Source organism: Streptococcus jiangnanensis (assembly GCF_040888325.1).
GTDB lineage: Bacteria > Bacillota > Bacilli > Lactobacillales > Streptococcaceae > Streptococcus > Streptococcus jiangnanensis.
Map to the genome: position 1 here is coordinate 21,914 of NZ_JBFNFF010000003.1, position 20,657 is coordinate 42,570.

The window sequence follows — 20,657 nt, forward strand, 5'->3', positions numbered from 1 at the left end:
TTATAATCCAGCAAATTCTTTGATTTCTTGAGCTGACATAGAAGAGTCGCAACGGACCTTAATCTCTCCATTTTCAACATGAACAAATCCTGGTACAGTTGGGATTTCATAGCGTGAACGGAAATCTTGTAAAGCTTCTAGTTGGCTTGGTTCTTCACTATTGATGAAATAGATGTGTGCTTTGGTTTCAGCTACCACACCAGCCAAAGTGCCAGCAAATTTACGGCAGTAAGGGCAAGTTTTGCGACCGATAAAGAAGGTTGCAGTTTCTTTTTTATCAAGAGCTTCTTGCGCACGCGCAACAGTTGTCACTTCAAGATCTTTAATGTTTTCTAAAAATTGTTCCATGAGTTTTCCTCGCTTTCTTTTAAATCTAGTATGCCATAAAGTTTTTAAAAATGCTTAGATTTGATACGAAAAAAGATGAGATCAGTTGATCTCATCTTTTAATTGTTTATTTTACAAAGGCATTGATTTCAGCTTCGATATTAGCAATCTTAGATTGTGAATCTTCGTTGCTTTCTCCAACAACAGCAATGTAGAACTTGATTTTTGGTTCAGTACCGGAAGGACGAACTGCAATCCATGAACCGTCAGCAAGCGTGTATTTCAACACATCACTTGGAGGAGTTGTCAAGTTTGTAACAGTACCGTCAGCAGCAGTGGATGTTTGTGCTTTAAAGTCTTCTACGACTGTAATAGCTGTTGCGTTCCATTCTTTAGGCCCGTTTTCACGGAATTTCGCCATGATCGCTTTGATTTGCTCAGCACCATCGACACCTGAAAGGGTAACAGATATTGTCTTTTCTGCGTAGTAGCCGTATTCTTTGTAGATTTCTTCGATACCGTCAGCAAGAGTCAAACCACGAGAGCGGTAGTAGGCAGCAAGTTCAGCAACGACAAGGACAGCTTGGATAGCATCTTTATCACGTACGAATGGTTTAATCAAGTAACCGAAGCTTTCTTCAAATCCCATCATGTAAGTGTGATTGTGTTTTTCTTCAAATTCTTGAATCTTTTCAGCAATAAATTTAAAACCGGTCAAGACGTTGAACATAGTCGCGCCGTAGCTTTCAGCAATCTTCGTTACCAAGTCAGTTGATACGATAGATTTGCAAAGGGCTGCATTTTCTGGAAGAGTGCCAGCATTTTTGTGAGCTTCCAAGATGTACTTAGCCATGATAGCACCGATTTGGTTCCCTGAAAGGTTGAGGTAGCTACCGTCTTTTTGAAGAACTTCAACACCAACACGGTCAGCGTCAGGGTCAGTTGCGACAAGAACATCAGCACCTACTTGGCGACCAAGTTCTTCAGCAAGAGCAAAGGCTGCTTGGCTTTCTGGGTTTGGTGATTTTACAGTTGAGAAGTCAGGGTCTGGAGTTGCTTGAGCTTCAACGACCTGAACAGAGTCAAATCCTGCTTGAGCAAGAGCGCGACGAGCCAACATTTCACCAGTACCATGGAGTGGAGTGTAGACAATTTTCATGTCTTTACCGAATTCTTCAATCAAGGTTGGGTTGATGTTTACGTCTTTAACTTCTTTAAGGTATTCTGCATCAACAGCTTCGCCGATAACTTCAATCAAGCCAGAAGCTTTTTCAGCTTCGACATCAGCAACTTCCACAGCGAATGGATGTTCGATTGCACGAATGTAAGTTGTCAAAGCATCTGCATCATGTGGAGGCATTTGTCCACCGTCTTCTCCATAAACCTTGTAACCGTTAAATGGAGCAGGGTTGTGACTGGCAGTAATCATGATACCTGCGAAACAGTTGAGGTGACGAACTGCAAATGAGAGTTCTGGAGTCGGACGAAGGCTTTCAAAAACGTAAGATTTGATACCGTGTTTAGCAAGAACTGCCGCGGATTCAAAGGCAAACTCAGGTGAGAAGTGACGGCTATCGTAGGCAATTGCTACACCACGTTCTTTTTCGTTTCCACCTTTTGACTCAATCAAACGAGCCAAACCTTCGGTAGCTTGACGAACAACGTAGATGTTGATGCGGTTTGTACCAGCACCTATCAAACCACGCATACCAGCAGTACCAAATTCAAGATTGGTATAAAAGGCATCTTCCTTAGTTTTTTCGTCCATATTGATTAAATCTTGACGAAGGTAGTCTGGAAGGTCAGCAAAATCGACCCATTTTTGATAATTTTCTTGGTAAGTCATAGAGTGTCTCCTTTGTTGTAAATTGTTTTAATCGGTTTCATTATACCATGATTTAGGATTTTAGTAAAACGGTAGCATAGTTGTTATTGCTCGAATCGAGCTTTTTTCATTTCCCTAAAAAGGATAAACAAGAGTTTATAACTAAACGGTTTCAGATTGAATTCCTAATAAATTTAGAAAAATATATAGAAAAAGTTTTCAAAGGAAAAACGTGACTTCGTATTGATTCTCTAAGATGATGCTTCTATACTTAAAATAATTTTTTGGAAAATTTTAAGCTATTATTCTAAAATTTTAAGTTTTTTTTAAAAGGTTCGGTTTCTATTTTGAATTTTATTATCGCTATGGTAGAATATAGTAAATAATAAAAGGAGATATTCTATTATGAAAAAAATTCTTAAGCATTCTGCTTTGCTGGTATCAGCTTTAGCACTTGTTGCTTGTGGATCAACAAAGAAGGCAAGCGACAACGGTACTGCCTCAAACTCCAACTTTGAAGTATCTGTTAAAGATGGGATGTTTGTATTGCCTAAAGATGAAGATTCATCTTCAAGCTACCTTGCTCTTCAAGTAGAAATCAAAAACAACCGTGACAAACAGTTCAGTTTCACTAGCCGCGATATCACCCTTTACAATGAAAAGGATGAAAAATTAGAACCAATTCAAATTTATGAAAGCGACAGCAAGACTAAATTCATGTCATATGGAGATAGCATCTCTAAAGGTAAGAGTGTAGCTGGTTATGTTGTTTATGAAGTAGACAAAGATGCTAAATATGAGCTTCATTTTGCACCTAGCTTCTACGATGATATCAAAGAAAACTCTAAAAAGAATAACGACGTAGCTATCAAAGTTGATCCAAGCCAATATGAGGATCACATTGATGAAGCTAAAGAAGTAATGAAAAAATATGTTGATGCTGTTTACCTTAATGGAGAAAGCTCAGGTGGCGGAACAAACCTAAGCACATCTGATAACAAGGCTCAAGTCGTATCACTTGCTGATGATAAAAAATCTTCTGATGGTAATGCTGAATTTACAAACGATGTGAAGGCTGATAGAGAAGAATTCATCAAGAAATTTGTAGAATCATTCGGAAAAGGTTTCTATAACTACAAACCTTCAGATGCCGAGCTTCGTACATTTGCTGAGGCGTATATCAAAGCAAACTCTAAACGAGCAAAAATTGATTACAAAGTTAAAACATACTTGCCTGATTACGCTGTTATCTATGTAAGACCTGAAACGATTGACTTGGACAACTTGAATGTCTATGAATTGAGCAGTAAATTCTATGACGAAAACAAAGGTAAGTACAGCAGCTACTCAGAGGCTATGAAAGCCGGTGAGAAGTACATCTTAGAAAACGCACCAAGCCAATTTGAATCTACTCCTCTAGATACTAGTGATAGTATGAGAAAAGAGGGATATGAAATCAAAATGACGAAGAAAGATGGTAAATGGACCATTGATACCTCTTCTAAGAATTACGACTTAAACGATATGGCTCGCACATTCCGTGGAGGCATTGGATATTAAGCTAAAAAGTTCGAGTGTTAACTCGAACTTTTTTCATTGCAATTGTCTAAAAGTGAAAAAGATAGTAAAATAGAATCATGATTATTTTACAAGCTAATAAAATTGAACGATCTTTTGCTGGTGAGGTTCTCTTTGAACATATCAACCTGCAAGTAGATGAACGGGATCGGATTGCCCTCGTTGGAAAAAATGGGGCAGGAAAGTCCACACTTTTGAAGATTTTAGTTGGAGAAGAGGAGCCAACTAGAGGGGAAATCAATAAGAAAAAAGACATCTCTCTTTCCTACCTAGCCCAAGACAGCCGATTTGAGTCTGAAAATACCATTTACGACGAAATGCTCCATGTCTTCGATGATCTACGGAGTACAGAGACACAACTGCGTCAGATGGAGTTGGAGATGGGTGAAAAGTCTGGTGCTGAGTTGGATAAACTGATGGCGGATTATGACCGTTTGTCAGAAAATTTCCGTCAAGCAGGTGGCTTCACCTACGAAGCAGACATTCGAGCGATTTTAAATGGATTCAAGTTTGATGAGTCTATGAGGCAGATGAAAATTGCTGAGCTTTCAGGTGGTCAAAATACCCGTCTGGCACTGGCTAAAATGCTCCTTGAAAAGCCAAATCTCTTGGTCTTGGACGAGCCTACCAACCACTTGGATATCGAAACCATAGCCTGGCTAGAGAATTACTTGGTGAACTATAGCGGCGCCCTCATTATTGTCAGTCACGACCGTTACTTTTTGGATAAGGTTGCGACGGTTACACTGGATTTGACCAAGCATTCCTTGGATCGTTATGTGGGCAATTATTCTCGTTTTGTTGAGTTGAAGGAGCAAAAGCTAGCTACTGAGGCAAAAAACTATGAAAAGCAACAAAAGGAAATCGCTGCTCTAGAAGACTTTGTCAATCGCAATCTAGTCCGAGCTTCAACGACCAAGCGTGCCCAATCTCGCCGTAAACAACTAGAAAAAATGGAGCGTATAGATAAGCCTGAATCTGGGAAGAAATCAGCCAATATGACCTTCCAGTCTGAAAAAACATCTGGTAATGTTGTCCTGACAGTTGAAAATGCAGCTATTGGCTATGATGGGGAAATATTGTCAGAACCTATCAACCTAGACCTTCGCAAGATGAATGCTGTTGCTATCGTTGGACCAAACGGCATTGGGAAGTCAACCTTTATCAAGTCAATAGTAGACCAGATTCCTCTTATCAAAGGAGAGAAGCGTTTTGGAGCAAATGTCAAGGTTGGTTACTATGACCAGACTCAAAGCAAGTTAACACCTAGTAATAGTGTTCTGGATGAACTCTGGAATGACTTTAAATTAACACCAGAGGTTGAAATCCGTAATCGCCTAGGTGCCTTCCTTTTCTCAGGAGATGATGTTAAAAAATCAGTTGGTATGCTGTCTGGTGGTGAACGCGCTCGTTTGTTACTTGCCAAACTTTCTATGGAAAACAACAACTTCCTGATACTTGACGAGCCGACCAACCACTTGGATATTGATAGCAAGGAAGTGCTAGAAAATGCCTTGATAGACTTTGATGGAACCCTTCTGTTTGTCAGCCACGACCGTTACTTTATCAATCGCGTAGCAACTCATGTTTTGGAATTGTCTGAAAATGGTTCGACTCTCTATCTAGGAGATTACGACTACTATGTTGAGAAGAAGGCAGAAGTAGAAGTGAGTCGAGCTGAGGAACCTTCTACTAGCAATCAAGCAAAAGAAGTAAGTCCTGTTAATGACTACCAATCTCAGAAAGAAAGTCAGAAAGAAGCCCGCAAGCTCATGCGGCAAATAGAGAGTTTAGAGGCTGAAATCGAAGAGTTAGAAACTCAAAGCCAAGCCATTTCTGAAAAAATGCTGGAAACCAATGATGCTGAAAAACTCATGGAATTGCAGACTGAACTGGACAAAATCAGCCATCGTCAGGAAGAAGCTATGCTTGAGTGGGAAGAATTGTCGGAGCAGGTGTAAGAAATGGAACATCTTGGAAAGGTATTTCGTGAATTTCGAACAAGTGGGAAGTACTCCTTAAAAGAGGCGGCAGGTGAATCATGTTCAACCTCTCAGTTATCTCGCTTCGAGCTTGGGGAGTCTGATCTAGCAGTTTCCCGTTTCTTTGAGATTTTGGATAATATTCATGTGACTATTGAAAATTTCATGGACAAGTCTAGAGATTTTCAAAATCATGAACATGTTGCCTTGATGGCACAGATTATTCCGCTTTACTACTCAAATGATATTGCTGGTTTTCAAAAGCTTCAAAGAGAACAACTTGAAAAGTCTAAGAGATCGACAACTCCCCTCTATTTTGAGCTGAATTGGATTTTGTTACAGGGGCTGATTTGTCAAAGAGATGCTCGTTACACGATGAGTCAGAGTGATTTGGAAAAAGTAGCAGATTATCTTTTTCAAACAGAAGAATGGACTATGTATGAGTTAATTCTTTTCGGTAATCTCTATACTTTCTACAATGTGGACTATGTGGCTCGGATTGGTAGAGAAGTCATGGAGCGAGAAGACTACTACAAGGAAATTGGTCGTCATCGAAAACTTGTTTTGATTTTAGCTCTTAACTGTTACCAGCATTGTTTGGAAAATCGATCCTTTGCGGATGCGGACTATTTTGAGGGCTATGTGGAGAAGTTGATTGGAAATGGTATCAAGCTTTATGAGCGCAATATCTTCCATTATCTCAAAGGTTTCGCCCTCTACCAGAGAGACTTGAAAGAAGAAGGTTGTAGTCAGATGCAGGAAGCCATGCATATTTTTGATGTGCTTGGACTTCCAGAGCAAGTGGCTTACTATCAGGAACATTATGAAAAATTTGTAAATGCTTAATTTTCCCAAATAAGGGAAAAATAAAGAGACTCCTTTCAGTTTTGATACAATAGTTTCAAAATTTGAGAGGAGCTTTTTATATGAATCGACATGCAATCCAGTTGATTAGTCGTGGGGCTATTAATAAGATAGGGAATATGCTCTATGACTATGGAAATAGTGTTTGGTTAGCATCAATGGGAACGATAGGACAGACTGTTCTTGGGATTTATCAGATTTCTGAACTCGTCACATCGATTCTAGTCAATCCCTTTGGTGGAGTGATTTCAGACCGCTTTTCGCGTCGCAAAATTTTGATGACGACAGACTTGATTTGTGGCGTTCTTTGCTTAGCTATTTCTTTCATCAGAGATGATAGCTTGATGATTGCTGCCTTGATTTTTGCCAATATTGTTCAGGCGGTTGCCTTTGCATTTTCTCGTACAGCCAATAAAGCCATTATAACTGAGGTTGTAGAGAAAGACGAGATAGTGACCTATAACTCTCGCTTGGAGTTAGTTTTACAGGTTGTAGGAGTCAGTTCTCCGGTGCTTTCTTTTCTCGTTTTACAATTTGCCAGTCTCCATATGACACTTGTTTTAGATGCCATTAGTTTTTTTATCGCATTTACCTTAGTAGCTTTTCTCCCCAAAAAAGAGACTCAGGAACAAGAGAAAAAGACTTTCAGCTGGAAAAACATTTTTGCTGATATGAAAGAAGGGATTCGCTATATTTGGCGCCAGCAAGAGATCTTTTTCCTTTTGGTAGTCGCTTCCAGTGTTAATTTCTTTTTTGCAGCTTTTGAATTTCTCCTCCCTTTTTCAAATCGACTATACGGGGTAGAAGGAGCTTATGCAACTATTTTAACTATGGGCGCTATTGGTTCGATTATTGGAGCTCTTCTAGCTAGTAAAATAAAGGCAAGTGTTTATAATCTTTTGATTTTATTGGCCTTGACTGGAGTTGGAGTTTTTATGATGGGATTACCACTACCAGCTTTTCTTTCCTTTTCTGGAAATTTAGTTTGTGAACTGTTTATGACGATATTTAATATTCACTTTTTTACTCAGGTGCAAACCAAGGTTGAGGGGGAATACTTGGGAAGAGTACTAAGCACCATTTTTACCTTAGCCATCCTATTTATGCCGATTGCAAAAGGCTTTATGACAGTGCTACCAAGTGTTCATCTCTCTTCTTTCCTGATAATTGGAAGCGGGGTTATTGCCCTGTCTTGTTTATCCCTCGTTTATGTGCGAAGTCATTTTAAAAAAGAGTTATAATTTCTCTTTTTTAGAAAATATTACACTACAAACCATTTTTCAGTCCTTCTCTATTGTGAGGAGGGCTTGCTTTGTGGTAAAATGGGATTATGAATGAAAGAATGAATGAGTTAGTTGCCTTACTTAACCGCTATGCGACCGAGTACTATACGAGTGACAATCCCTCGGTTTCAGATAGTGAGTATGATCGCCTCTACCGAGAGTTGGTCGAATTGGAAACTGCCTATCCAGATCAAGTTTTAGCGGACAGTCCGACCCATCGTGTTGGTGGTAAGGTTTTAGATGGTTTTGAAAAATATAGTCATCAGTATCCTCTATACAGTTTGCAGGATGCTTTTTCACGTGAAGAGTTAGAAGCTTTTGATGCGCGTGTGCGAAAAGAATTACCCCAACCGACCTATATTTGCGAGCTGAAAATCGATGGTTTGTCTATCTCGCTTACGTATGAAAATGGGATTTTGGTCGCTGGGGCGACTCGTGGTGATGGTTCTATTGGTGAGAATATCACTGAAAACCTCAAACGCGTCAAGGATATTCCTTTGACCTTGCCAGAAAAACTAGATATCACTGTTCGTGGGGAGTGTTACATGCCACGCGCTTCATTTGACCAGGTCAACCAAGCTCGCCAAGAAAATGGAGAGCCTGAATTTGCTAATCCTCGTAATGCAGCTGCAGGAACCCTCCGTCAGTTGGATACAGCAGTAGTGGCCAAACGCAATCTTGCGACTTTCCTCTATCAAGAAGCCAGCCCTTCTACTCGTGATAGTCAAGAAAAAGTCTTGGAGCATCTTGAACAGCTTGGTTTTGTAGTTAATCCTAAACGAATATTGGCTCAAAGTATAGATGAGGTATGGGATTTTATCCAAGAAGTAGGACAAGAACGGGAGAAACTGCCTTACGATATCGATGGGGTGGTCATCAAGGTTAACGACCTAGCAGGTCAAGAAGAGCTTGGCTTTACCGTTAAAGCGCCTAAGTGGGCAATCGCCTATAAATTTCCCGCTGAGGAAAAAGAAGCCCAGCTCCTTTCAGTTGACTGGACAGTAGGTCGTACGGGTGTTGTGACTCCGACTGCCAATCTAACACCTGTTCAGCTTGCTGGGACAACTGTTAGCCGTGCAACCTTGCATAATGTAGATTATATCGCTGAAAAGGATATCCGAAAAGATGATACGGTAATCGTATATAAGGCTGGAGATATCATCCCTGCTGTTCTGCGTGTGGTAGAGTCCAAGCGTGTTTCTGAAGAAAAACTAGATATTCCGACTAATTGTCCAAGTTGTGATAGCCAGTTGCTTCACTTTGAAGATGAAGTGGCTCTTCGTTGTATCAATCCACGCTGTCCTGCTCAAATCATGGAAGGCTTGATTCACTTTGCTTCTCGAGACGCCATGAATATTACGGGTCTTGGTCCATCTATCGTCGAAAAGCTTTTTGCTGCTAATCTGGTTAAGGATGTGGCAGATATTTACCGTTTGAAAGAAAACGATTTCCTTCTTTTAGAAGGCGTCAAGGAAAAGTCTGCTTCTAAACTATATCAGGCCATTCAAGCATCCAAGGAAAACTCTGCTGAAAAGCTCTTGTTTGGTCTGGGAATTCGCCATGTCGGAAGCAAGGCTAGCCAACTCTTGCTCCAACATTTCCACTCTATTGAAAATCTAGCCCAAGCTGATCCTGAGCAAGTAGCAAGTATCGAGAGCTTGGGTAGTGTGATTGCTCAAAGTCTTCAGACTTATTTTGCTACAGAAGGATCAAAGATTCTCTTAGACGAGTTGAAAGAAGCTGGAGTCAATCTGGACTACAAAGGACAGACAGTAGTAGCAGATGCGGCCTTGTCAGGTTTGACCGTTGTATTAACTGGTAAATTGGAACGCCTCACACGTTCAGAAGCCAAAAGTAAACTCGAAAGCCTCGGTGCCAAGGTCACAGGCAGTGTATCTAAGAAAACGAATCTTGTCGTAGCAGGAGCAGATGCAGGAAGCAAGCTCCAAAAAGCGCAAGAACTTGGTATCGAAGTTAGAGATGAAGCTTGGCTAGAAAGTTTGTAAAGAATAGTTGAAAACTAGATGTTAGATAGTCTGGAACTATCTCTCCTGATGTGTTTTTATATCTATTAATGCTATTCTCTATTGTGCTGAAATTCCCGTTAAATTCTTCAGCATGACTTAAAAATTAAAATTAGGAATTAGGAAAAGAAATGTATAGATACCCTGTAGTCATCCATTTTCACCGAAAAAATGGGGATTATGCCGCTTGTTCATTCAGTAGAAAACAGGCAGATGTTAAAGAAAATTTGTATTATGAAAATGACTATTTTGGAGCAAAATTCTCCTTTACAGTCACAAGTGCAGAAAGGCTCGATACTTTGACCTTTTCTGTTGAAATAGATGGAAAGACAAAAGACTATCTCCTACGGTTTAACTATTATCCACTGTTGACTGAGGTTTGGATCTTAGATGGTGAAGAGACGGTTTATTATTCTGAAAATCCTGCCATTGCAAGTCCTTACTATAAAGATCGAAATCCCTTTGCTTTTGATAAAGCCTTTCACAGTGAAAGCTTTGATCATCATTGGGGATACCAAGGAGAGTTAGGTTATAGTATTTCAGACTACCAGACAAGCTTTAAACTTTGGGCTCCAACAGCTACAGCAGTCCAAGTGGTCGTTTATGAAAATACAAGTAACGACGCGCCGATTTGGAAAACCCTTAATCTAAAGCGTGGGAATAGCTATTCATATAGTCATAAGTACAATACCATTGGTGTTTGGAGTGTAGACCTGGATGAAAATCTTGCTGGCAAGGCTTATCAGTATCAGATTGAATTCCCTCATCACAAGAGTTTGACAAGAGATCCTTATACAATTGCAACAAGTCCTGACGGAAAACGTTCTGTTATTCTCTCACACAAAGAGAGACAAGTAGAAGGATTCGAAGTCAAACATGGGACAGATGCTCCTTGGCGTTTGGAAAACCCATGTAAAGCCGTTATCTGCGAGATGCACATTCGTGATTTTACAAAATCACCGACATCTGGAGTTCCAGAAAACCTTCGAGGGACCTTCCTTGGGGCTGCCCAGACTGGAACAGTTAACCAGTATGGTCAAGCAACTGCCTTTGACTATATCAAAGAACTCGGCTGTAATTATGTTCAGCTCCAACCAATCTTTGATCGCCATAAGGAATATGACGAGGATGGAAATGTAACCTATAACTGGGGTTATGACCCTCAAAACTACAATGCGCCAGAACCAAGTTTCTCTAGTAATCCAGATGATCCTGGACAGGTTATTCGAGACCTCAAGACCATGATTCAGGCTTATCATGATGCAGGAATCGGTGTCATTATGGATGTCGTTTACAACCATACCTTTTCAACGGTCGATGCACCTTTCCAAACAACTGTTCCTGATTATTACTATCGTATGAATCCAGATGGAACCTTCCAAAACGGCACTGGTGTAGGAAATGAAACCGCAAGCGAACACGAAATGTACCGCAAGTATATGATTGACTCACTCCTTTATTGGGTAAAAGAATACAATATTGACGGTTTCCGTTTCGACTTGATGGGAATTCACGATATCAAAACCATGCAGGCAATTCGTTGGGCACTGGATGAAGTTGATCCTCGTATTATCACTTATGGAGAAGGTTGGGATATGGGGACTGGTCTTGCACCTTATGACAAGGCCAAGAAGGACAATGCTTACCAGATGCCAAATATTGGATTCTTCAATGATGATCAGCGTGATGCCATCAAAGGAGGAGAAGTTTATGGCTCAATCAAGGCAGGATTTGTTAGCGGTGCAGCTACAGAACCGATTGTAGCCAAAGCTATTCTTGGTAGCCGAGAGTTGGGCTCATATCTTAGTCCAAACCAAGTTCTTAACTACGTGGAAGCCCACGATAATTACAACTTGCATGATTTGTTAGTAACCCTTCATCCAGATCACAGTTCAGATAAGATTATGCGACAGGTTGAGACAGCAACAGCGATGAGCATTCTTATGCAAGGAATGTCCTTTATGGAAATTGGCCAAGAATTTGGTCGAACCAAGTTGATTCCGACAGGTGAAGATGGACAACTCACTCCAGCAGACCGAGAACGTGCTATGAATAGTTACAACGCTCCTGAAAGTGTCAACCAAATAAACTGGAATTTGATCAATGAAAGACAAGAAAGCATTGACTTTGTCCGTCAGATTATTCGTCTAAAAACACAGACTAGCGCCTTTTCTTATCCAACATACGAAGAAGTTTATCGTCATGTCTTCGTCCATACAGCTGCTGAAAATAGTGGGTGGATTGTTTACGAAATTCACGGTGGATTAGAGCACTTATTGGTGGTATTCAATGCCAAGGGAACTTCCTTCTACTTTGAAAATGCAGGGAATCTAGAAATGCTTGTGACAAATAGTCGTTCTAAAGAGTCTAATGTGATTGATGATATCAGCGTTGCGGTCTTGAAGGTACTTTCATAGTAAATACCACAAAAAGGTTTAGATAATCTAGACCTTTTTTTGATTTTTATTGAAAAACCAATATCTAATAGGAATAAATTTCAAATAATTTGAAGAATCAAGTTTGTGAAAAAAATATCAATATTTTCCAAAAAGGGGTTGTAATTTTCTGAAAATTTGATAAAATAAGTTTTAATCATTTTCAGGAGGAAGAGAATTTGACACATTATCAGAATTTAGTGAATGGAAAATGGAAATCATCAGAGAATGAAATTGCCATCTATTCTCCCATCAATCAAGAAAAGCTGGGTACAGTACCTGCTATGAGTCAGGCTGAAGTAGATGAGGCTATGAAAGCAGCGCGTGCAGCTCTCCCAGCATGGCGTGATTTAGCACCCGTTGAGCGTGCAGCATATTTGCATAAGACAGCAGACATTTTGGAACGTGATAAAGAAAAAATTGGTACCATTCTTGCCAAAGAGGTTGCAAAAGGGATTAAAGCAGCCATTGGAGAAGTAGTACGTACAGCAGAATTGATTCGTTTTGCTGCTGAGGAAGGTCTCCGTATCACTGGACAAGCAATGGAAGGTGGCGGTTTTGAAGCTGCAAGTAAAAATAAACTAGCTGTTGTCCGTCGTGAGCCAGTTGGGGTCGTCCTAGCTATTGCACCATTTAACTATCCAGTCAACCTTTCTGGATCTAAGATTGCTCCAGCTTTGATTGCAGGAAATGTCGTTATGTTTAAACCACCAACACAAGGATCTATTTCTGGTCTTTTGTTGGCTAAAGCATTTGACGAAGCAGGAATCCCAGCAGGTGTCTTTAACACTATCACTGGACGTGGTTCTGAGATCGGAGACTACATCATCGAACACAAGGAAGTGAACTTCATTAACTTTACAGGTTCAACACCGATTGGGGAGCGTATTGGTCGTTTAGCTGGTATGCGCCCAATTATGCTTGAACTTGGTGGAAAAGATGCAGCAATTGTCTTAGAAGATGCAGATTTAGAAAATGCAGCTAAGCAAATCGTAGGTGGAGCTTTTAGCTACTCTGGTCAGCGTTGTACTGCCATCAAACGTGTTTTGGTTGTGGAAAACGTAGCAGACAGATTGGCAGAATTGCTCCAAGCTGAAGTTGCTAAGCTAACAGTAGGCAATCCATTTGACAATGCAGATATCACGCCAGTTATTGATAATGCTTCAGCTGATTTCATCTGGGGATTGATTGAAGATGCTCAGGAAAAAGGAGCCAAAGCGCTCAGCCCAATCAAACGTGAGAATAATCTCATTTGGCCAGGACTTTTTGATTATGTCACAAGAGATATGAAATTAGCCTGGGAAGAACCATTTGGACCTGTTCTTCCAATTATTCGAGTTTCAGATGCTAATGAAGCGGTAGAAATTGCTAATGAATCAGAATTCGGTCTTCAATCTTCAGTCTTTACAAATGACTTTAAGAAGGCATTTGAAATTGCTGAAAAACTTGAAGTTGGAACCGTTCATATTAATAATAAAACACAACGTGGACCAGATAATTTCCCTTTCCTTGGTGTAAAAGGTTCTGGTGCAGGAGTGCAAGGAATTAAATATAGTATCGAAGCGATGACAAATGTTAAATCCATTGTTTTTGATGTGAGATAATTTATAAAATCAGGAAAATAACTTCCTGATTTTATTTTTTTCAAAATAATACAGTATAAAATTGATAAAAAACGAATATTCTGGTATTATAATAAAAAAATATATGGAAATTGTTTCGTGTTCTATTTTCTGGATATCTTTTTTAAAATGCTAGGTAATTTTTTGAAGGCTTTCATAAAAAAATATGATTTCCTTCGTAAATTACTTGAAAGTTATCTTAAAAGAGTGTATAATAGAATTATAGAAAACGCTTACAAAAGAAAGGGGATTGAATGAATAATCAAGAAGCATTAAGAACCTTTACTACAGGTGAGAACTTTCACCTCCAGCATTATTTAGGAGCGCATAGAGAGGAGAAAAACGGAGAAATAGGCTATACCTTTAGGGTTTGGGCCCCAAATGCACAAGCAGTTCATCTAGTTGGTGATTTTACCGATTGGGTTGAGAATCAGATTCCAATGGTTAGAAACGAGGCAGGTGTTTGGGAAGTCTTTACGAGTCAAGCTCAGGAAGGTCAGATTTATAAATATCATATCACGCGTGCAAATGGTCACCAGATTATGAAGATTGATCCTTTGGCAGTTTATTTTGAAGCTAGACCGGGTACAGGGGCAGTTCTGACCAATATCCGTGAAAAGAAATGGAAAGATGGCCTTTGGCTAGCACGTCGCAAACGTCTGGGATTTTTTGAGAGACCAGTTAATATATACGAGGCTCATGCAGGTTCTTGGAAGAGAAATCCAGACGGTAGTCCCTATACGTTTTCGCAACTGAAAGACGAGTTGATTCCATACTTAGTTGAGATGAACTATACACATATTGAGTTCATGCCTTTAATGGCTCACCCACTTGGATTGAGCTGGGGCTATCAACTTATGGGTTACTTTGCTTTTGAACATTCCTATGGTACACCTGAGGAATTCCAAGATTTCGTTGAAGAGTGTCATATAAATAACATTGGTGTTATCGTAGACTGGGTTCCAGGTCATTTCACTATTAATGATGATGCCTTGGCATATTATGACGGCACACCAACTTTTGAATACCAAGACCACAACAAGGCTCATAACTATGGTTGGGGTGCGCTGAATTTTGACCTTGGGAAAAATGAGGTCCAGTCTTTCTTGATTTCAAGTATTAAATTTTGGATTGATTTTTACCACTTAGATGGTATCCGGGTCGATGCAGTGAGCAATATGCTGTATCTAGATTATGATAATGCTCCTTGGACTCCAAATAAGGACGGTGGAAACCTTAACTACGAGGGTTATTATTTCCTTCAACGGTTGAACACAGTGATTAAGTTAGCTCATCCAGATATCATGATGATTGCAGAAGAAAGTTCATCAGCGACAAAGATTACTGGTATGAAAGAAATGGGTGGCCTTGGCTTTGACTATAAATGGAATATGGGCTGGATGAACGACATTCTCCGTTTCTACGAGGAAGATCCGATTTATCGCAAGTATGACTTTAATCTTGTGACTTTCAGCTTTATGTATGTTTTCAATGAAAACTATCTCCTGCCTTTCTCACATGATGAAGTAGTTCATGGTAAGAAGAGTATGATGCATAAGATGTGGGGGGATCGCTACAATCAGTTCGCTGGTCTGCGCAACCTCTACACCTATCAAATTTGTCATCCAGGTAAGAAACTCTTGTTCATGGGTAGTGAGTACGGACAATTCCTCGAGTGGAAGTCCGAGGAGCAGTTAGAATGGTCTAATCTAGAAGATCCAATGAATGCCAAGATGAAGCATTTCACTTCACAACTGAATCAATTCTATAAAGACCATCGCTGTCTTTGGGAAATTGATACTAGTTATGATGGTATAGAGATTATCGATGCTGATAATAGAGATCAGAGTGTCCTTTCCTTTATTCGTAAGGGCAAGAAGGACGAAATGTTAGTCTGTGTCTTTAATATGGCACCAGTTGAACGTAAGGACTTTACGATTGGTTTACCTGTTGCAGGTATTTACGAAGAAGTTTGGAATACAGAATTAGAAGAATGGGGAGGTGTGTGGAAAGAGCACAATCAAACAGTTCAGACTCAAGAAGGCTTATGGAAAGATTATGAGCAGACTTTGACCTTTACCTTGCCTGCCATGGGAGCAAGCATCTGGAAGATCAAGCGTCGTTTGAAACCAGCTAAGAAAAAAGAATAATGGGCTGTTGATTACAATTTTTTAGATTTTAAAAACGGATGTACTTGTATTGGACTTGAAACACAAGAGAAATGGATTTCCTATTATTTTTATAAAAAAGTTTGACTTCCGACCTTCTTTCGATTTTAACGTTCACATGTCTTTATAAAGGAGTAGAAAATGAAGAATGAAATGCTAGCTTTGATCCTTGCGGGTGGGCAAGGAACACGTCTCGGAAAACTCACTCAAAGCATTGCCAAACCGGCAGTGCAATTCGGTGGGCGCTACCGTATCATTGACTTTGCTCTTTCCAACTGTGCAAACTCTGGAATCCATAATGTTGGTGTGATTACTCAGTACCAACCTCTTGCTTTGAATAACCATATCGGAAATGGCTCTAGCTGGGGATTGGATGGTATCAATTCAGGTGTCTCTATTTTACAACCTTATTCAGCCAGCGAAGGAAACCGTTGGTTTGAAGGGACTAGTCACGCTATCTACCAAAACATTGACTACATCGACAGTGTTAATCCTGAGTATGTTTTGATTCTTTCTGGTGACCACATCTACAAGATGGACTACGATGATATGCTTCAGTCCCACAAGGATAACAATGCCAGTTTGACAGTAGCTGTCCTAGACGTACCGCTCAAAGAAGCTAGCCGTTTCGGTATCATGAATACAGATGCCAATAACCGTATCGTTGAATTCGAAGAAAAACCTGCGCAACCTAAGTCTACAAAGGCTTCTATGGGGATTTATATTTTTGACTGGAAACGACTTCGCAATATGCTTGTTGCTGCTGAAAAGAGCAATGTGGATATGTCAGACTTTGGTAAGAACGTTATCCCTAACTATCTCGAGTCTGGTGAAAGTGTCTATGCTTATGAATTTAATGGCTACTGGAAAGACGTTGGTACGATTGAGTCGCTTTGGGAAGCCAATATGGAGTACATTTCGCCAGAAAATGCCTTGGATAGCCGCAATCGTCAGTGGAAAATTTATTCAAGAAACTTGATCTCACCACCAAACTACTTTGGTGCGCATGCACATGTTGAGGATTCATTGGTCGTGGATGGTTGTTTTGTAGATGGAACAGTTAAACGTTCGATTCTTTCAACAGAAGCACAAGTACGTGAAGGTGCTGAGGTCGTTGATTCTGTTATCATGAGTGGGGCTATTATTGGCCATGGAGCAAAGATTACTCGTGCTATTATTGGTGAGGGTGCCATTATTGCAGACGGCGTAGAGATTGACGGAACTGACGAAGTACAAGTAGTAGGATACAATGAAGTAGTGGGGGTAGCAACAGATGAAGATTGATAAATATTCAGCCATTTTAGGAAACACAGTTGGTTTTCATGATATGTCAACGTTAACAGAACACCGTCCGGTAGCTAGCTTGCCTTTCGGTGGGAAATACCGTTTGATTGACTTCCCCCTTTCCAGTCTTGCAAATGCCGGTGTTCGTAGTATCTTTGGTATTTTCCAACAAGATAATATCAGCTCAGTTTTCGACCATATCCGTTCAGGTCGTGAGTGGGGCTTGTCAACCCTTCTAAGTCACTACTATCTAGGAATTTACAATACTCGTGTTGAAAGCAGTACAGTTGGAAAAGAGTATTACCAACAACTTCTTACCTACTTGAGACGTTCAGGTTCAAACCAAACTGTTTCGATTAACTGCGATGTGTTGGTGAATATTGACTTGAATCAAGTCTTCCACCTACACAATACAACAAAAGGTCCGATTACAGTTGTATATAAGAAACTTCCAAAGAAAGACATTTCTGATGTGAATGCTATTCTGGAAATCGATGAGACTGACCATGTTCGTTCGCACAAACTCTTTGATAACAAATCTACGGATGAACTCTTCAACATGTCTACAGATATCTTTGTTGTGGATACTCCTTGGTTGATTGAACGACTTGAAGAAGAAGCTCAGAAAGAATATCCTGAAAAGTTGCGCTATGTTCTTCGCGATTTGGCTGTAAAAGAAGGTGCTTTTGCATACGAATACACAGGCTACTTAGCAAATATTCACTCTGTTCAATCCTACTATCAAGCAAATATTGATATGCTTGAATCTAAAAAATTCTACTCTCTTTTCTCACCAAATCAAAAGATTTATACAAAAGTTAAGAATGAAGAACCAACCTACTATGCGAATACTTCAAAAGTAAGTACTTCTCAGTTTGCTTCTGGTAGTATCATTGAGGGTGAAGTAGTTCAGTCAGTCCTATCTCGTAACATTTATGTTCACAAAGATAGTGTGGTGAAGGACAGCATTTTATTCCCTCGTGTTGTGATTGGGCAAGGTGCCCAAGTTGAATATGCTATCTTGGACAAGGGAGTTGAGGTTGCGGACGGTGTTGTCATTCGAGGCACAGCAGAACATCCAGTTGTAGTGAAGAAGGGTGAAACAGTAACAGAGGACATTTATTCATGAAAATTTTATTTGTAGCGGCAGAAGGAGCACCCTTTTCAAAAACAGGTGGTTTGGGCGATGTTATTGGCGCACTTCCCAAATCACTTGTAAAAGCGGGGCACGAAGTTGCAGTTTTCTTGCCTTATTATGATATGGTAGAAGCTAAGTTTGGTGACCAGATAGAGGATGTTCTCCACTTTGAAGTTAGTGTGGGATGGCGTAGACAATACTGTGGTATTAAAAAAACGGTCTTGAATGGGGTTACTTTCTACTTCATTGATAATCAGTATTATTTCTTCCGTGGTCATGTGTACGGTGATTTTGACGATGGTGAACGCTTCGCCTTTTTCCAACTAGCTGCTCTTGAAGCCATGGAGCGCATCCGCTTTATCCCTGACCTTCTCCATGTTCATGACTACCACACAGCCATGATTCCCTTCTTGTTAAAAGAAAAGTACCATTGGATTCAGGCATATCAAGGAATCAGAACCGTTTTAACTATTCATAATTTGGAATTTCAAGGTCAATTTTCTGAAGGAATGTTGTGGGATTTGTTCGGTGTGGGATTTGAACGCTATGCTGATGGGACCCTTCGCTGGAATGATTGTCTCAACTGGATGAAATCAGGTATTCTCTACGCAGATCGTGTCACAACCGTTTCCCCTAGCTATGCACATGAGATTATGACCAGTCAGTTTGGCTGCGGTTTGGACCAGATTCTTCGGATGGAGTCAGGTAAGGTTTCAGGTATAGTCAATGGTATTGACGCAGATCTTTATAATCCAGAGACAGATGCTCTTTTAGACTATCATTTTGATAAGGAAGATTTGTCTGGAAAAGCTCAAAACAAAGCAAAATTGCAAGAGAGAGTTGGGTTGCCTGTCCGAGCAGATGTTCCGCTAGTTGGGATTGTCTCTCGTTTGACCCGCCAAAAAGGTTTTGATGTCGTTGTAGAAAGCTTGCATCGTTTCTTACAGGAGGACGTTCAAATAGTCCTTTTAGGAACAGGTGACCCAGCTTTTGAACATTCCTTCTCATGGTTTGCGCAAGTCTATCCTGACAAGCTATCAGCAAATATCACTTTTGACGTCAAACTTGCTCAAGAAATCTACGCAGCTTGTGATCTCTTCCTCATGCCAAGTCGTTTTGAACCATGTGGCTTGTCTCAAATGATGGCGATGCGCTATGGAACTCTACCATTGGTTCATGAAGTGGGTGGCCTGCGTGATACGGTTCAATCCTTCAATCCGATCGAAGGAACTGGTACTGGATTTAGCTTTGATAATTTAACACCATACTGGCTTAACTGGAGTTTCCAAACAGCCTTGGATGTTTATAAGTACCAGCCGGACGTTTGGAGAAATCTACAAAAACAAGCTATGGAATGCGATTTCTCATGGGATACAGCCTGCAAATCTTACTTGGACTTGTACCATAGTTTAGTCAACTAATAGATAAAATCGTATGATTCTTTCATACGATTTTTGGACTGTTTAGAAAAGAGGAGAAGGGATGACTCAAGTAAAGGGACTTTGTATTATGGATGTTGATGGCACCCTGATAGCAGAGGAAGTGATTGATCTTTTAGGAAGAGAAGCAGGTTGTGAAGAAGAAATATCGCAGATTACAAGCCAGGCAATGCGAGGTGAACTGGACTTTGAAACAAGTTTACGAGCGAGAGTGGCTTTATTAGAAGGTCTTCCGATTTCAGTCTTTGATACTGTTTTCAAATCCATTCATCTGTCCAAGAATGCTCAGGAATTTATCTCCATACTTCAAAAGAATGGTATTCTAGTCGGTCTAGTGTCTGGTGGATTTACACCAATAGTTGAGAGATTAGCAAAATCCCTCGGTATCTCCTATTTCTCTGCCAACCAGTTAGAAGTCAAAGAAGGTTTTTTAACAGGTCGACTAGTTGGTGAAATTGTGACAGGTCAAGTAAAAAAAGCTACGCTTGAGATTTGGAGAAAGGAATTAGGACTTTCCAAAGAAAGAACGATTGCCATAGGTGATGGTGCCAATGACCTATTAATGTTGAAATCAGCAGGTCACGGAATAGCCTTTTGTGCCAAAGAGGTCGTAAAAACAGAGATAGCTTCTCATATAGATACGAGGGATTTTTTAGAAGTTCTACCTTTGATTGATTTCTTAGAATGA

Annotated in this window: 14 protein-coding genes; 12 read left to right on the plus strand and 2 right to left on the minus strand. The window is 40.1% G+C overall.

All coding sequences use genetic code 11. The features are described from left to right. Both AB2B49_RS04595 and AB2B49_RS04600 read right to left on the minus strand, forming a co-directional pair. Positions 1–348 (minus strand): thioredoxin domain-containing protein, encoded by a 348-nt coding sequence (locus AB2B49_RS04595; RefSeq protein ID WP_004252697.1) that lies wholly within the window; start codon positions 346–348, stop codon positions 1–3. Between the two features lie 106 nt (positions 349–454). Beyond that, entirely contained in the window at positions 455–2,173 is a 1,719-nt protein-coding gene (locus AB2B49_RS04600) for a phospho-sugar mutase (protein ID WP_320691956.1), read from the minus strand. A gap of 384 nt (positions 2,174–2,557) precedes the next feature. Here AB2B49_RS04600 and AB2B49_RS04605 point away from each other — a divergent pair, with 384 nt between their 5' ends. The 12 genes from AB2B49_RS04605 (at position 2,558) to serB (ending at position 20,657) form a co-directional block, all read left to right on the plus strand. Continuing rightward, positions 2,558–3,712: a DUF4352 domain-containing protein gene (locus AB2B49_RS04605; RefSeq protein ID WP_049505841.1), complete on the plus strand. Its 1,155-nt coding sequence runs from the start codon at positions 2,558–2,560 to the stop codon at positions 3,710–3,712. 77 nt (positions 3,713–3,789) lie between these two features. Continuing rightward, positions 3,790–5,691, plus strand: coding sequence for an ABC-F family ATP-binding cassette domain-containing protein (locus tag AB2B49_RS04610; RefSeq protein ID WP_049505840.1), 1,902 nt, complete (start codon positions 3,790–3,792; stop codon positions 5,689–5,691). Positions 5,692–5,694: 3 nt separating this feature from the next. Continuing rightward, positions 5,695–6,558, plus strand: a complete 864-nt coding sequence (locus AB2B49_RS04615; RefSeq protein WP_049505839.1) for an Rgg family transcriptional regulator — start codon at positions 5,695–5,697, stop codon at positions 6,556–6,558. An 80-nt stretch (positions 6,559–6,638) separates the two neighbouring features. Then, the gene (locus AB2B49_RS04620) at positions 6,639–7,817 is read left to right on the plus strand and encodes an MFS transporter (protein ID WP_049505838.1); all 1,179 of its coding nucleotides are present in this window, start codon (positions 6,639–6,641) and stop codon (positions 7,815–7,817) included. Positions 7,818–7,906: 89 nt separating this feature from the next. After that, positions 7,907–9,865 (plus strand): NAD-dependent DNA ligase LigA, encoded by a 1,959-nt coding sequence (ligA, locus tag AB2B49_RS04625; RefSeq protein WP_049505837.1) that lies wholly within the window; start codon positions 7,907–7,909, stop codon positions 9,863–9,865. A 149-nt stretch (positions 9,866–10,014) separates the two neighbouring features. Continuing rightward, positions 10,015–12,300 (plus strand): type I pullulanase, encoded by a 2,286-nt coding sequence (pulA, locus tag AB2B49_RS04630; protein WP_049505836.1) that lies wholly within the window; start codon positions 10,015–10,017, stop codon positions 12,298–12,300. A gap of 197 nt (positions 12,301–12,497) precedes the next feature. Next, a complete protein-coding gene (locus AB2B49_RS04635) occupies positions 12,498–13,922 on the plus strand; it encodes an NADP-dependent glyceraldehyde-3-phosphate dehydrogenase (RefSeq protein WP_049505835.1) in 1,425 nt (474 codons plus the stop codon). 272 nt (positions 13,923–14,194) lie between these two features. Then, entirely contained in the window at positions 14,195–16,090 is a 1,896-nt protein-coding gene (glgB, locus tag AB2B49_RS04640) for a 1,4-alpha-glucan branching protein GlgB (RefSeq protein ID WP_001064529.1), read from the plus strand. A 159-nt stretch (positions 16,091–16,249) separates the two neighbouring features. Beyond that, on the plus strand, positions 16,250–17,392 hold the full coding sequence (locus tag AB2B49_RS04645; protein WP_000787250.1) for a glucose-1-phosphate adenylyltransferase: 1,143 nt from the start codon (positions 16,250–16,252) through the stop codon (positions 17,390–17,392). After that, positions 17,382–18,521 (plus strand): glucose-1-phosphate adenylyltransferase subunit GlgD, encoded by a 1,140-nt coding sequence (gene glgD / locus AB2B49_RS04650; protein ID WP_000687052.1) that lies wholly within the window; start codon positions 17,382–17,384, stop codon positions 18,519–18,521. The genes AB2B49_RS04645 and glgD overlap by 11 nt, the downstream gene beginning before the upstream one ends. Beyond that, on the plus strand, positions 18,518–19,951 hold the full coding sequence (glgA, locus tag AB2B49_RS04655; RefSeq protein ID WP_049505834.1) for a glycogen synthase GlgA: 1,434 nt from the start codon (positions 18,518–18,520) through the stop codon (positions 19,949–19,951). Before glgD ends, glgA begins: the two co-directional genes overlap by 4 nt. Before the next feature lie 61 nt (positions 19,952–20,012). Continuing rightward, on the plus strand, positions 20,013–20,657 hold the full coding sequence (gene serB / locus AB2B49_RS04660) for a phosphoserine phosphatase SerB (protein ID WP_049505833.1): 645 nt from the start codon (positions 20,013–20,015) through the stop codon (positions 20,655–20,657).

Coding starts and splice junctions, on each gene's coding strand:
- glgA (WP_049505834.1), top strand. CDS start 18,518: ATGAAAATTTTATTTGTAGCGGCAGAAGGAGCACCCTTTTCAAAAACA.
- AB2B49_RS04605 (WP_049505841.1), top strand. CDS start 2,558: ATGAAAAAAATTCTTAAGCATTCTGCTTTGCTGGTATCAGCTTTAGCA.
- AB2B49_RS04595 (WP_004252697.1), bottom strand. CDS start 348: ATGGAACAATTTTTAGAAAACATTAAAGATCTTGAAGTGACAACTGTT.
- AB2B49_RS04620 (WP_049505838.1), top strand. CDS start 6,639: ATGAATCGACATGCAATCCAGTTGATTAGTCGTGGGGCTATTAATAAG.
- ligA (WP_049505837.1), top strand. CDS start 7,907: ATGAATGAAAGAATGAATGAGTTAGTTGCCTTACTTAACCGCTATGCG.
- AB2B49_RS04600 (WP_320691956.1), bottom strand. CDS start 2,173: ATGACTTACCAAGAAAATTATCAAAAATGGGTCGATTTTGCTGACCTT.
- serB (WP_049505833.1), top strand. CDS start 20,013: ATGACTCAAGTAAAGGGACTTTGTATTATGGATGTTGATGGCACCCTG.
- AB2B49_RS04615 (WP_049505839.1), top strand. CDS start 5,695: ATGGAACATCTTGGAAAGGTATTTCGTGAATTTCGAACAAGTGGGAAG.
- pulA (WP_049505836.1), top strand. CDS start 10,015: ATGTATAGATACCCTGTAGTCATCCATTTTCACCGAAAAAATGGGGAT.
- glgB (WP_001064529.1), top strand. CDS start 14,195: ATGAATAATCAAGAAGCATTAAGAACCTTTACTACAGGTGAGAACTTT.
- glgD (WP_000687052.1), top strand. CDS start 17,382: ATGAAGATTGATAAATATTCAGCCATTTTAGGAAACACAGTTGGTTTT.
- AB2B49_RS04645 (WP_000787250.1), top strand. CDS start 16,250: ATGAAGAATGAAATGCTAGCTTTGATCCTTGCGGGTGGGCAAGGAACA.
- AB2B49_RS04610 (WP_049505840.1), top strand. CDS start 3,790: ATGATTATTTTACAAGCTAATAAAATTGAACGATCTTTTGCTGGTGAG.